At 47.3% G+C, this 14,336-nt stretch carries 11 protein-coding genes; 8 read left to right on the plus strand and 3 right to left on the minus strand.

Translation table 11 applies throughout. From position 1 onward, the window contains the following. The first annotated feature begins 201 nt into the window (after window positions 1-201). The 8 genes from mdh to lpdA all read left to right on the plus strand — a co-directional run bounded on the left by mdh (window position 202) and on the right by lpdA (window position 10,252). Window positions 202-1,164, plus strand: a complete 963-nt coding sequence (gene mdh, locus H3S94_RS04110; protein WP_077994333.1) for a malate dehydrogenase — start codon at window positions 202-204, stop codon at window positions 1,162-1,164. 93 nt (window positions 1,165-1,257) lie between these two features. Beyond that, on the plus strand, window positions 1,258-2,454 hold the full coding sequence (gene sucC, locus H3S94_RS04115; protein ID WP_077994331.1) for an ADP-forming succinate--CoA ligase subunit beta: 1,197 nt from the start codon (window positions 1,258-1,260) through the stop codon (window positions 2,452-2,454). 4 nt (window positions 2,455-2,458) lie between these two features. Then, window positions 2,459-3,361, plus strand: coding sequence for a succinate--CoA ligase subunit alpha (sucD, locus tag H3S94_RS04120; RefSeq protein ID WP_077994329.1), 903 nt, complete (start codon window positions 2,459-2,461; stop codon window positions 3,359-3,361). 133 nt (window positions 3,362-3,494) lie between these two features. Further along, window positions 3,495-6,491 (plus strand): 2-oxoglutarate dehydrogenase E1 component, encoded by a 2,997-nt coding sequence (locus tag H3S94_RS04125; protein ID WP_198240351.1) that lies wholly within the window; start codon window positions 3,495-3,497, stop codon window positions 6,489-6,491. A 33-nt stretch (window positions 6,492-6,524) separates the two neighbouring features. Next, the gene (gene odhB, locus H3S94_RS04130) at window positions 6,525-7,745 is read left to right on the plus strand and encodes a 2-oxoglutarate dehydrogenase complex dihydrolipoyllysine-residue succinyltransferase (protein ID WP_077994325.1); all 1,221 of its coding nucleotides are present in this window, start codon (window positions 6,525-6,527) and stop codon (window positions 7,743-7,745) included. Window positions 7,746-7,761: 16 nt separating this feature from the next. After that, entirely contained in the window at window positions 7,762-8,157 is a 396-nt protein-coding gene (locus H3S94_RS04135) for an MAPEG family protein (RefSeq protein ID WP_198240352.1), read from the plus strand. A gap of 3 nt (window positions 8,158-8,160) precedes the next feature. Next, window positions 8,161-8,799, plus strand: coding sequence for a LysE family translocator (locus H3S94_RS04140; protein WP_198240353.1), 639 nt, complete (start codon window positions 8,161-8,163; stop codon window positions 8,797-8,799). 46 nt (window positions 8,800-8,845) lie between these two features. Next, window positions 8,846-10,252 (plus strand): dihydrolipoyl dehydrogenase, encoded by a 1,407-nt coding sequence (lpdA, locus tag H3S94_RS04145; protein ID WP_198240354.1) that lies wholly within the window; start codon window positions 8,846-8,848, stop codon window positions 10,250-10,252. 395 nt (window positions 10,253-10,647) lie between these two features. Here lpdA and H3S94_RS04150 read toward each other — a convergent pair whose 3' ends face one another. From H3S94_RS04150 to H3S94_RS04160, 3 genes are read right to left on the minus strand one after another with little or no spacing between them, the layout of a single operon-like run. Then, window positions 10,648-11,772: a TraB/GumN family protein gene (locus H3S94_RS04150; RefSeq protein ID WP_198240355.1), complete on the minus strand. Its 1,125-nt coding sequence runs from the start codon at window positions 11,770-11,772 to the stop codon at window positions 10,648-10,650. Between the two features lie 40 nt (window positions 11,773-11,812). Beyond that, window positions 11,813-13,051: a saccharopine dehydrogenase family protein gene (locus H3S94_RS04155; RefSeq protein WP_198240356.1), complete on the minus strand. Its 1,239-nt coding sequence runs from the start codon at window positions 13,049-13,051 to the stop codon at window positions 11,813-11,815. A gap of 56 nt (window positions 13,052-13,107) precedes the next feature. Then, window positions 13,108-14,205 (minus strand): carboxynorspermidine decarboxylase, encoded by a 1,098-nt coding sequence (locus H3S94_RS04160; protein ID WP_198240357.1) that lies wholly within the window; start codon window positions 14,203-14,205, stop codon window positions 13,108-13,110. Window positions 14,206-14,336 lie beyond the last annotated feature (131 nt).

Below are 14,336 nucleotides of genomic sequence, written 5' to 3' on the forward strand. Positions count from 1 at the left end.
TTCCACGATTCAGCCTATCGACGATAGAGGTGTAGATCTTGAAGCGGCGTATCGACGTGACAAAATCTATACGGGAGTTTTAACAAACCCGACTTTCTATCCGGTCTTTCGAGCCAGGTAAAAATGAGGGGCGTTTGTATCACGTCGGAGAGGAGCAAATCTGCTTTACAATTCCGACAATTTTTTAGGGAAGAAACCAGAATGGCACGCAATAAAATAGCTCTCATCGGTTCAGGTATGATCGGGGGCACATTGGCACACTTGATAGGTCTCAAAGAACTTGGCGACGTTGTCTTGTTCGATATTGCCGAAGGTGTACCACAGGGAAAAGGTCTTGATATTGCCGAATCTTCACCGGTTGAAGGTTTCGACGCCAAATACACCGGCGCCAATAGCTATGCAGCTATCGAGGGAGCCGATGTTATTATTGTGACAGCAGGTGTTCCCCGTAAGCCCGGAATGAGCCGTGATGATCTTCTTGGCATCAACCTCAAAGTTATGGAACAGGTTGGCGCCGGAATTAAAAAATACGCTCCCAACGCATTTGTTATCTGCATCACCAACCCGCTTGATGCAATGGTTTGGGCTTTGCAAAAATTTTCAGGTCTTCCGGCAAACAAGGTTGTCGGCATGGCCGGAGTTCTCGATTCCGCACGTTTCCGCTATTTCCTCGCTGAAGAATTCAAAGTTTCGGTTGATGATGTAACGGCATTTGTTCTGGGCGGTCACGGCGATTCAATGGTACCGCTTGCCCGTTATTCGACAGTTGCCGGTATTCCTTTGCCTGATCTTGTCAAAATGGGTTGGACAACCGAGGCAAAGCTTGAAAAAATTATTCAACGTACCCGCGATGGCGGTGCAGAAATTGTCGGTTTGTTGAAAACCGGTTCTGCTTATTATGCTCCGGCAGCATCGGCCGTTTCGATGGCAGAAGCTTATTTGAAAGATAAAAAGCGTGTTGTACCGGTTGCTGCGCATCTTTCCGGCCAGTACGGCGTTAAAGACACATATGTCGGTGTTCCTGTTGTTCTGGGCGCTGGTGGTGTCGAACGCGTTATCGAAATTGAACTTGATAAGAAAGAAAAAGAAGCTTTCGATAAATCTGTCCATGCTGTTCATGGACTTTGTGAAGCTTGCTTAAAACTTGCACCAAACTTGAAATAAGTGGGGGATTGCCCCACTTTTTCATTCACATAAGTCGGATATACCGATTTTCCGGGACCGGACTTTCGGCCCATAATAGAAAAGGAAAAATGAATGAATATCCATGAATATCAGGCCAAGCGTCTGCTTCATGAATATGGCGCACCGATTGCAAACGGTGTTGCTGTCTATTCTGTAGAGCAGGCAGAGGAATGGGCAAAAAAATTGCCCGGACCGCTTTATGTCGTTAAAAGCCAGATCCATGCTGGTGGCCGCGGCAAGGGTAAGTTTAAAGAACTTGGTCCCGATGCTAAAGGTGGCGTCCGTCTTGCAAAATCGGTTGAAGAAGTTGTTGCCAATGTCAAGGAAATGCTTGGCAAAACACTTGTCACCAAGCAGACGGGTCCGGCCGGAAAACAGGTAAATCGTCTTTATATTGAAGATGGTGCCGATATTGAACGCGAACTTTATCTGTCAATTCTCGTCGACCGTACAGTCGGAGAGATCGCTTTCGTCGTTTCGACAGAAGGCGGCATGGATATCGAGACCGTTGCACATGATACACCGGAAAAAATCCTCACCCTTCCGATTGATCCGGACAAGGGCGTTACTGCTGAAGACAGCGCAAAACTTTGCGATGCACTGAAGCTTGATGGCGTTGCTCGTGAAGACGGATTGAAGCTCTTTCCGATTCTTTACAAAGCTTTTGTCGAAAAAGACATGAGCCTTCTTGAAGTCAACCCGCTGATCGTCATGAAAAACGGCCATTTGCGGTTGCTGGATTCAAAAGTATCGTTCGACAATAACGCACTTTTCCGTCATCCCGATATTGTCGAGTTGCGCGACACTTCCGAAGAAGATCCGAAGGAAATCGAAGCTTCCAAACATGATCTTGCCTATATTGCTCTTGATGGCAATATCGGTTGCATGGTCAACGGTGCCGGTCTTGCTATGGCAACGATGGATATCATCAAGCTTTATGGCGGCGAGCCGGCAAACTTTCTTGATGTTGGTGGCGGTGCTTCCAAAGAACGCGTAACTGCCGCTTTCAAGATTATTACAGCCGATCCCCATGTGAAGGGCATCTTGGTGAATATTTTCGGTGGCATCATGCGTTGTGATGTTATTGCCGAAGGTGTTCTGGCTGCGGTCAAGGAAGTCGGTTTGAAGGTTCCTCTCGTTGTCCGTCTTGAAGGTACAAATGTCGATAAGGGTAAAGCTCTTATCAACGAGAGTGGTCTGAATGTCATCTCGGCGGATGATCTTGATGATGCCGCCAAGAAAATTGTTGCAGCCGTGAAGGGAGCTTGAAGTCATGTCGATTCTTATCAACAAGGATACAAAAGTTCTCGTGCAGGGTTTGACCGGTAAAACCGGTACGTTCCACACCGAACAGGCACTTGCCTATCATGGAACCAAAATGGTTGGTGGCGTTAACCCGAAAAAGGGTGGCGAAACCTGGCACGGTTCCAATGGCGAGGAATTGCCGATTTTTGCAACAGTTGCCGAAGGCAAGGACAAGACCGGTGCCGATGCATCTGTCATTTATGTTCCGCCGGCAGGTGCTGCTGCTGCAATTATGGAAGCAATTGATGCCGAAATAGGCCTTATTGTTTGTATCACGGAAGGTATTCCGGTTCTCGATATGGTCAAGGTCAAGGCGAAATTGAGAAAATCGAAGTCCCGCCTTATCGGCCCGAACTGCCCCGGTGTTCTCACACCCGATGAATGCAAGATCGGCATTATGCCGGGATCGATCTTCAAAAAAGGTTCGGTCGGTGTTGTATCGCGCTCCGGAACTTTGACCTATGAAGCTGTTTACCAGACAACGGTTGAGGGTCTCGGCCAAACAACAGCCGTCGGTATTGGTGGCGATCCGGTCAAAGGCACAGAATTCATTGATGTGCTGGAGATGTTCCTTGCAGATGACGAAACCAAGTCGATTGTTATGATCGGTGAAATTGGTGGTTCTGCCGAGGAAGACGCTTCCCAATTCCTGATTGATGAAGCCAAGAAAGGGCGCAAGAAACCGGTTGTCGGTTTTATCGCCGGTCGTACAGCACCGAAAGGCCGCACAATGGGTCATGCCGGTGCGGTCATATCGGGTGGCAAAGGTGGAGCCGAAGACAAGATCGCTGCTATGGAAGCAGCCGGTATTCGGGTTTCCCCGTCGCCCGCACAAATCGGCAAGACTCTCGTAGAGGTTCTTAAAGGCTAATTACAAAAAAGCCACTCGGACGGCCGGTTCGGGTGGCTTGAATTTTTAACAGAAGCAAATGCTTCTTCAACACCAATTCGTAGGGTACTCCCACGGATATCAAGGAGACGGAACAGGCGTTCCGGCAGAATATATGGCAAGGCAGGACCAGACAAACGATCTTTTTGAACAAACTTCGTTTTTATATGGTGGCAATGCTGACTATATAGATCAGCTTTATGCCGAGTATGAGAAAAACCCCGCAAGCGTTGATCCGCAATGGCGCGAGTTTTTTGAAAATTTGAAAGATAACAAGGAAGATGTGCTCAAAAATGCTGAAGGCGCATCCTGGCAGCGTGACAATTGGCCGGTAAAACCGGAAGGCGAGCTGGTATCGGCTCTTGACGGCGATTGGTCGGCTGTTGAAAAACACATGGGCGACAAGCTCAAAGGCAAAGCAGCAGGAGCAGCCAAAAAAGGCGGCTCGGCTGTCAGTGATGCCGATATTATTCAGGCTACACGCGATTCAGTGCGCGCAATAATGATGATCCGCGCCTATCGTATGCGCGGCCATCTCCATGCGAAACTCGATCCGCTACAATTGCGTGAAGCACCGGAAGATTATAACGAATTGTCGCCTGAGACCTATGGTTTCACAACGGCTGACTATGATCGCAAAATATTTATCGATAATGTTCTCGGTCTTGAATATGCGACCATTCCACAAATGCTGGAAATATTGAAGAACACCTATTGCAATACAATCGGTGTCGAATTCATGCATATTTCCGATCCGGCAGAAAAAAGCTGGATTCAGGAACGGATCGAAGGCCCGAACAATTGGGTATCGTTCACGCCTGAAGGCAAAAAGGCGATTGTCCATAAGCTCGTCGAAGCCGAGGGTTTTGAAAAGTTTCTGGATACAAAATATAAAGGGACCAAACGTTTCGGTCTTGATGGCGGTGAATCGCTTATTCCGGCTCTTGAACAGATCATCAAGCGCGGTGGTGCTCTTGGTGTTGAAGAAATCGTTTTCGGCATGGCTCACCGCGGGCGTCTTAACGTTCTCTCGCAGGTGCTCTCCAAGCCCCATCGCGCAATCTTCCATGAATTCAAGGGTGGCTCTTATAAGCCTGATGATGTTGAAGGTTCGGGCGATGTGAAATACCACTTGGGTACTTCTTCCGATCGCGAGTTCGATGGCAACAAGGTGCATTTGTCACTTCTTGCCAACCCGTCACACCTCGAAATTGTCGACCCTGTTGTTATCGGCAAAACCCGTGCAAAACAGGATTTGCTCGCCGGTCCGAGCCGCAGTGATCTTGTTCCGCTCAGTGAACGGGCGAAAGTCATGCCGGTTCTTATCCATGGTGATGCGGCTTTTGCAGGGCAAGGCGTTATTCAGGAAACATTGGGTCTTTCGGGGCTGAAAGGTTTCCGTGTTGCCGGTTCTATCCACTTCATCATCAATAACCAGATCGGCTTTACCACCAATCCGCGTTTTGGTCGCTCGACGCCTTATCCGTCAGATATTGCCAAAATGATCGATGCGCCGATTTTCCACGTCAATGGCGATGATCCGGAAGCTGTTGTTTATGTTGCCAAGGTTGCAACAGAATTCCGCATGATTTTCCATAAACCGGTTGTTATCGACATGTTCTGCTATCGCCGGTTCGGTCACAATGAAGGTGATGAACCATCCTTCACACAGCCATTGATGTATAAAGCCATTCGTGGTCATAAAACCACTTTGGAACTTTATGGCGAGAAGCTGGAAAAAGAAGGCCTTATCAAAGCCGAAGAACTCGACCAGCAAAAGCGCGAGTGGCACGACAAACTTGAACAGGAATTTGAAGCAGCCACTTCCTATAAGCCCAACAAGGCCGATTGGCTTGATGGCACATGGACAGGCTTGAAAGCCGCCGACAATGCCGACGATCAACGTCGCGGTGCAACCGGTGTGCCGATCAAGACACTGAAAGAAATTGGTGAACGTCTGGTTGACATTCCTGCCGATTTCCATGTTCACAAGACCATTAAGCGCTTCCTTGATAACCGTGCAAAAATGTTTGAAACAGGTGAAGGAATCGATTGGGCAACCGGTGAAGCTCTGGCTTTCGGTTCGCTCGTAATCGAAGGTGCTCCGGTTCGTCTTTCCGGTGAGGATGTCGAACGTGGTACATTCAGCCAGCGTCATTCTGTTCTTTACGATCAGGAAAACGAAAACCGCTATATCCCGTTGAATAATCTCAAAAAGGGTCAGGCCATTTATGAACCTGTCAACTCGATGCTTTCGGAAGAAGGTGTCTTGGGATTTGAATATGGATATTCGTTGGCGCAACCGCTCGGCTTGAATTTGTGGGAAGCCCAATTTGGTGACTTTGCCAATGGTGCACAGGTTCTTTTCGACCAGTTCATCTCGTCTGGCGAACGCAAATGGTTGCGTATGAGCGGCCTTGTTTGCCTGTTGCCACACGGATTTGAAGGTCAGGGACCTGAACACTCTTCAGCCCGTCTTGAACGTTATCTGCAACTTTGTGCAGAAGATAATATGCAGGTTGCCAATTGTACGACACCGGCAAATTACTTCCACATCTTGCGCCGTCAGATCAAACGCGATTTCCGCAAACCGCTGATCCTGATGACACCGAAATCCTTGTTGCGTCATAAACGCGCTATTTCTTCGTTGAGCGATATGGGAGCCGATACAACGTTCCATCGCTTGTTGCTTGATGACGCCCAACAGCTCAAGGATCAGGCAATCAAGTTGCAGAAGGATAACAAGATCCGTCGCGTCGTTCTCTGCTCTGGCAAGGTTTACTACGACCTTTACGAAGAGCGCGAAAAACGCGGCATTGACGATGTCTATCTGTTGCGCGTCGAACAGCTCTACCCGTTCCCGGCAAAAGCCTTGATTACTGTGCTTTCCCGCTTCTTGCAGGCGGAAATCGTCTGGTGTCAGGAAGAGCCGAAAAATATGGGTGCCTGGTCGTTTATCGAACCGTATCTTGAATGGGTACTGGCTCATATCGGTGCGAAATATCCGCGCGCCCGCTATGCCGGTCGTCCCGCAAGCGCTTCGCCGGCAACAGGGCTCATGTCGCAACATCTTCAACAGCTTGCCGCGTTCCTTGAAGACGCGTTGGCTTAATTCTCAAATCACTCTGACGTATGGAAAAAAATTATGGCTAATGAAATCCGTGTTCCTACTCTGGGCGAGTCCGTTACTGAAGCAACCATTGGGAAATGGTTCAAAAAGGTTGGCGATGCTGTCGCTATGGACGAGCCGCTGGTTGAACTTGAAACTGATAAAGTGACAGTCGAGGTTCCCTCGCCTGTCGCCGGAAAACTGACAGAAATCACTGCCAAAGAAGGTGACAATGTCGAAGTTGGTGCGCTTCTAGGCGCAATTGAAGCCGGTGCTGCCGGCAATGTTGCTCCGCAGCCGAAAGCTGCACAACCGGCTCCGAGTGCTCCTGCACCACAACCGGCAGCAAGTGCACCGGCAGCCGCTTCCGGCTCGATGCAGCCAGCTCCTTCAGCAGCCAAGCTCATGGCTGAAAACAATCTGTCGGCCGGTCAGGTTGACGGTTCGGGCAAGCGTGGACAGGTTCTCAAAGGTGATGTTCTTGATGCACTTGCGAAAGGCATTTCGTCGGCTGCTCCGGTTGCAGCACCGCGCGCGGCTTCCCAGCCGCAAGATGCTGCACGTGAAGAACGCGTCCGCATGACAAAATTGCGCCAAACAATCGCCCGTCGTTTGAAAGACGCACAAAATACCATGGCAATGCTCACCACTTTCAACGAAGTGGATATGACGGCTGTTATGGACTTGCGTAAACGTTACAAGGAAATGTTCGAGAAGAAACATGGCGTCAAGCTCGGCTTCATGGGCTTCTTCACCAAGGCTGTTTGCCATGCTTTGAAAGAAGTTCCTGCTGTTAATGCCGAAATTGATGGTACCGACATTATTTACAAAAATTATGTTAATGCCGGTATTGCCGTTGGTACAGCCAAAGGCCTTGTTGTTCCGGTTGTCCGTGACGCAGACCAGCTTTCAATCGCAGGAATCGAAAAAGAAATCGGTCGCCTCGGTCGTCTGGCACGTGATGGCAAGCTTGCTGTCGCCGATATGCAAGGTGGCACATTCACCATCACCAATGGCGGTGTTTATGGTTCATTGATGTCCACACCTATCCTGAATGCACCTCAATCGGGTATTCTTGGTATGCATGCCATCAAGGAACGTGCTGTCGTCGTCAATGGTGAAGTTGTTGCCCGTCCGATGATGTATCTTGCTCTTTCTTATGACCATCGTATCGTTGATGGTCAGGAAGCTGTTACATTTCTCGTTCGCGTTAAAGAATGCCTTGAAGATCCGGAACGTCTTGTTCTCGATCTTTAAAAAGGGATAGTCGCAAATGAATGCACCAGCAGCATTATTGGCCATAAGTGTCATATTGTTGTTGGTGCATATTTTTTTGCAGGCTTTTCTCACAACACGTGAATTGGGGCGAAGCTGGAACGCCGGACCAAGAGATGGCGGAGAAACACCGAAATCTGTTTATGCCGGTCGGGCAATGCGTGCCAGCGCCAATTTCCGCGAAACTTATCCGGCATTTCTGGCATTGATGTTGCTTGGTGATTTTGCACCCAATAATATCATGTTGACCGTGGCCGGTGGATCTATATGGGTCATAGCAAGAATTATCTATATTCCGCTTTACCTTTCGGGCATCCCCTATATTCGTAGCATTGTCTGGCTAATTTCCATTTTCGGATTGGTTATCATGCTTGTCGCTGCTTTCTGGAGATGATTGATGGCTCCTTATCTGGTCGAATGGTCAACATTGATGGCTGTGTTCGCAATTGCGGCAATAACACCGGGTGCCGATTTTGCATTGATTTTGCGCCAATCTCTGGTTCATGGGCGTAAGGCTGCTTTTGCGACAGCTTTCGGCATTGGCGCGGCTTTGCTTTTTCACGTGAGTTACACAATTCTGGGACTTGGGTTGCTCATCTCGAAATCCCTTATTCTGTTTAATGTCGTTAAATGGCTCGGTGTTCTCTATCTTCTCTATATCGGCATTAAAAGCATCACCTCGCGTGGTATTGCTGGTGGAGAAAATGAAAATGGAAAAAGTAGGAAAACACGGCAGAGTTTGAAAAAAGCATTTTTTGCCGGATTTACCGTTAATGCTCTTAATCCGAAAGCGGTGTTTTTCTTTCTTTCGATTTTTTCGACATTTGTCGCACCGGTAACGCCTATGGCCGTCAAGTTCGGCTATGGTTTATCGATGTCGGCACTTCTTATTGGATGGTTCGTTTTGGTTGGCATTTTTATGACGACCCCTGCCATCCGCTCATTATATCAACGCGCCGCCAAATGGATTGATCGTCTTTGCGGAGCAGTTTTCATCGCATTCAGTATCAGGCTTATGTTTCAGAAAGCCTCGTAAGTTTTAGAAAATTCAGGTCTCAGCGGCCGTAACGAAAGGAAAAAGAATGTCTTATGATGTTGTCGTAATTGGAGCAGGTCCCGGTGGCTATGTTGCAGCAATCAAGGCTGCGCAACTCGGACTAAAAACAGCAATCGTTGAAAAGCGCGATACATTGGGTGGTACATGTCTTAATGTCGGCTGTATTCCTTCCAAAGCTTTGCTCTATGCTTCAGAAACTTTTGCCTCGGCTCAACATGGTTTCGAGGCTCTTGGGGTTTCGGTTTCCAAACCCAAACTCGACCTTGCGGGCATGATGGCTCACAAGCAGAAAACCGTTGATGGTAACACAAGCGGTGTCGCTTTTTTGATGAAGAAAAACAAGATTGACACCATTTACGGCACGGCCAAAATTCTTGGGGCAGGCAAAGTCGAAGTTGCTGCCAAGGATGGCTCGAAGCAGACTCTCGAAACCAAAAATATCATCATCGCAACAGGTTCCGACGTTGCCGGTATTCCGGGGCTGAAGATCGATATTGACGAAAAAGTTATCGTTTCCTCAACCGGAGCTTTGTCGCTTGCCAAAGTGCCCCAGCACATGGTTGTTGTCGGCGCCGGTGTGATCGGTTCCGAGCTTGGTTCGGTCTGGAGCCGGCTTGGTGCAAAGGTAACGGTTGTCGAATTCCTCGACAAAGTTTTGGGGCCGATGGATGGTGAAGTGTCCAAACAGTTCCAGAAACTCATGGAAAAACAGGGCACCGAATATAAACTCGGCGCAAAAGTAACCGGCGTTGAAAAAACCGCATCCGGTGCAAAGGTTACCTTTGAACCGGTCAAAGGTGGTTCGGCTGAAACTCTTGAGGCCGACATTGTTCTAGTTGCAACCGGTCGTCGTCCTTACACGGAAGGGCTTGGTTTGAAAGAAGCCGGTGTAACACTGGACGAACGTGGTCGGGTGAATATTGATTCACATTGGCAAACGAATATTGCCGGAATTTACGCAATTGGCGATGTTGTCAAAGGTCCGATGCTTGCCCATAAAGCGGAAGATGAAGGCGTTGCTCTGGCTGAAATTCTTGCCGGTCAAAAAGGCCATGTCAATTATGATGTCATTCCGAGTGTCGTTTATACCGAGCCGGAAGTCGCATCTGTTGGTAAAACCGAAGAAGAACTCAAAGCAGCCGGTATTGAATATCGCGTTGGCAAGTTCCCCTTCTCGGCCAATGGTCGTGCCCGCGCTATGTTGAAGACCGACGGATTTGTAAAAATCCTTGCTTGTGCCAAGACCGACAAGGTTCTGGGCGGTCATATTCTCGGCTTCGGTGCCGGTGAAATGATCCACGAAATTGCTGTCTTGATGGAATTTGGCGGTTCGTCGGAAGATCTGGCACGGACCTGCCATGCTCACCCGACAATGTCGGAAGCTGTGAAAGAAGCTGCATTGGCTGCTTTTTCAAAACCGATCAATATGTAAGCGAATTGACATATCATTCAAAAAAGGCCGCCTTCGGGTGGCCTTTTTATTGTAATTAAACCGGATTTATTAGGTTACTCCGGAATTTTCAGGTCAGGTTGGAAGAGAAGCGGCAATTTTCTCTGACAATCGGGGTTCAATCACGAAAATACGTCAATATTATTCGTATTAATGAATGCGATGGCAAAACTTTGCTTTGAGCTTTGTCGGTTAAAGAAGCTATTGTTGATTTAATAAAAGTGACCAAACCGGATAAACGGAAAAAGCCGTTATCCGTTACCTGTCGCAAACAATAGGGTGAGGGCGCTATTTCTGATCTTGAAGAGCCTATCTTAGAGAGTAAATAGGGTCGCGACAAAAGAAAACCTTCTGCCGTTTTGTTGCGTTTAAAATTGTCAGAGTTTGATAGGGCTAACCTGATAGCCATGTTTGCGTAATTGTTCAACAAGGCCACTATCGTCAACCATATGCGCCGCACCGACCGCTATGAAGCTGTTTCCTTGTTCAATCAAAGGAAGTGCGCGTTCAGACATGCGTAGATTGCGTTTAGTCATTAAAATATCTTTAAAAATGTCCTGATCTTTTTCGCTGACCGTCGTTTTGAACATGGTATCAAGAGCCAATATTTCGCCAATGCGACTTTGTTTATAAAGTTGCATTTCCGTATAAAACAAATTGGCGTAAAACTTGGGATTATCGAGGTAGTCTTCAATCGAGTTCGCCTGAAAACTCAACGGTAATTTTTCAATCGCCGATAATTGTTCATCAACTGTTTCAAGGCCGAGAACCGGTTTTCCAAGTTTTTTGGCGTTTTGCCCGATTTCTACATCAAGTGCATGGTATCCATAGGCTTCTCGACGCGCTTCACAGGCCGGAAGGCTCAATGTCATCCAGATGAACCATGGCTTGTTATTGGCAATAAGCTGAAAAGGTAGGCCGTGGGCTTCAAATGTGGTTTTAAGCTTTTGGAATTCTTCCCTCGAAAGCCCGTCCTTGAAACTCTCGCCTTTTTTAGGCGTAAGAAAATCGGGCGAGGCCGCAAGCTTTGTTGCCATGGCTTTACCATTATCATCGGCCGCCTCGCTCAGTTCGAGGGCGACACGATCTGCATTTTCGAGCGCGGTTTTAACCGACGGAGCAAGATTGACAATGGCCGGATCGCTAACATGCATTGTGCCGAAAAGATAGGACGGTCTGGTTCCTTTCTTTTCAACCTTCCAGAATCGCGCATTGCCATTTTTTATTTTTTTGGCACGGTTCAGAAATTTCCGGTTTTCCTCTTTTGAAAATTTTTCGGTTAAATCCTCGCCGGAGCAGATAGGCGGCTCTTCATGTTTTTTTTGCTCAAGCAGCGCCTTCGGTAAAAATTTTTCAAAAAATTTTGGTTGTGACGCTGTCTCTTCACTGCTTGATGCCGGTGAAGAAAAGCAAAAAGTGCCGGCAAAAAAAGCAAAAAGAAAAGCAAAACGTCTCGAAAATCTTGCGATCGTCCTGAAATTTATTCGGCTTTTCTTTTTCATCACAGCCTTCCGGTTTATCAGCTCGTGTCAGTCATTAAAGCTATAAATCAAGCTTTTTATCTTCTTTTCCTTCGCGGATTCGGGTGGGAAGCCCCATTTCATCAAGCTTCTTCAGAAATGGTTTCGGTGGCAATTCTTCCACATTGGCCATGGTTTTTACATCCCAATCACCAAGTGCAACCAATATGGCCGCTGCAACGGCCGGAACACCGGCTGTGTAGGAAATAGCTTGTGAGCCTGTTTCAAGATAAGCTTCTTTGTGGTCGGCAATATTATAGATGAACAGTTCACGCTCTTTGCCGTCTTTTTCACCCTTGATAAGGTCGCCAATACAGGTTTTGCCGGTATAATCGGGTGCAAGCGAAGACGGATCCGGTAAAACAGCTTTGACCACTTTGAGTGGCACAACTTCCAGACCTTCAGCCGTTTTTATAGGCTGTTCGGATAGAAGTCCAAGATTTTTCAACACATTGAATACGGTGATGTAACGTTCACCGAAACCCATCCAGAAGCGGATATTCGGCACATCAAGATTCTTTGACAAAGAATGGATTTCGTCATGGCCGGTCATATAGGTATTGCGCCTGCCGACAACCGGCAAATCCCATTCATGACCGATTTCAAACATTTTGTTTGAAACCCACTTGCTGTCCTGCCACGACCAGACCTGACCGGTAAATTCGCGGAAGTTGATTTCCGGATCGAAATTGGTGGCAAACCAGCGCCCGTGACTACCGGCATTGATGTCAATAATGTCAATATCGCTGATTTTATCGAAATAGTCGTGATGGGCAAGCGCTGCATAAGCATTGACCACTCCGGGGTCAAATCCTGCACCGAGAATGGCCGTTACTTTACGGGCTTCACATTCTTCGCGGCGCGGCCACTCATAATTGGCGTACCAAGGGGGTGTCTCGCATATTTTTAGCGGGTCCTCGTGAATGGCGGTATCAATATAGGCTGCATCGGTTTCGATACAGGCCGACAGAACCGACATATTGAGAAAAGCCGAGCCGACATTGATAACAATTCGGCTTTTTGTTTTGCGAATAAGGTCTGCTGTCGATTTTATATTCATTGCATCAAGGTGGTGAGTTTCAAACACACCTTTCACCTTCATGGATTTTTTCTCTTTTACAGATGCAATGATCGACTCGCATTTTTGCAATGTTCGTGATGCGATATGAAGATCACCGAGAATATCGTTATGTTGAGCACATTTATGAGCAACCACCTGAGCTACTCCACCTGCGCCAATAATCAGGATATTCTTTTTCATTCCCGGTTTATCTCCTAAATCTTGTTTTAAAACCTTTGTTTAAGCTGGAGCCTTTTTCAAGAAAGGCTGTCACGGTAATCCTTATAGCCGAATTCTCGTTGAAGACGAATGGTTCCATCCAATTCTTTTATCGCAATAGCGGGCATATTAAGACCGTTGAACCAGTTTTTTTTCACCATTGTATAACCGGCTGCATCTTCTATTGACAAATGATCGCCGATTTTCAGCTTTTCGGGAAAACGGAACGTTCCGAAAATATCACCCGCAAGGCATGATTTGCCACAAATCATAATTTCATGCGCCCCCTGATTTGGCGAAATTTTTGCTTTTTCACGATAAACGAGAAGGTCAAGCATATGGGCTTCGATCGAACTGTCAACAATCGCGAGATCTTTGCCATTATGCATGGTGTCGAGCACGGTAACTTCGAGTGTTGCGCTATTGGTAATAGCCGCTTCTCCCGGTTCAAGATAAACCGTAACGCCATATTTATCCGAAAAACGCTTGAGCCTGTCGGCAAACGCTTCAAGCGGGTAATCTTTGCCGGTAAAATAGATACCGCCGCCAAGGCTGATCCATTGCACGTGGTGAAAAAGTTGGCCGAATTTCTGTTCTATATCGGAAAGCATCCGGTCAAATAACGAAAAGTCGCCATTCTCGCAATTATAATGAATCATGAAACCGTTTACGAGCGGCAAAACCGCTTCGATCTTTTCATAACTTGTCTCGCCAAGACGACTGAAAGGACGGGCAGGATCGGCAAGGTCGAAGCCGGAACAACTGACCCCCGGATTTAATCGCAAACCCCTTTCGATATTTTCGGATTTTTTTGCAAATCTGTGAAGCTGGTTGATGGAATTGAATATGATTGTATCGGCATAAGAGATTGCCTCATCAATCTCGTAATCGGCCCAAGCGACGGAATAGGCATGGGTTTCTTTACCGAATTCTTCTTTTCCCAAACGCAGTTCATAAAGCGATGACGATGTGGTGCCATCCATATATTGCGCCATAAAATCGAAAACGCCCCATGTTGCAAAACATTTCAACGCCAAAAGCGATTTTGCACCCGACAAATCACGAAGGCGCGCAATTTTTTCCATATTGCGCAGCAACTTTGATTTATCGACAAGGTAGTAAGGCGTTTGAAGCATTTTTCAATCCTGTAATGGCCGGTTTTGTATGATGGCTTTCAAAGCCTCGAACACATATAGAAACACATTTCTATAAGCGCAAATATGTTCTTCATTAACTATAGCAAAAAAGAGTGCAGTTTTCTCGATTT

This window comes from Bartonella sp. B10834G3 (assembly GCF_016102505.1).
Lineage (GTDB): Bacteria > Pseudomonadota > Alphaproteobacteria > Rhizobiales > Rhizobiaceae > Bartonella > Bartonella choladocola.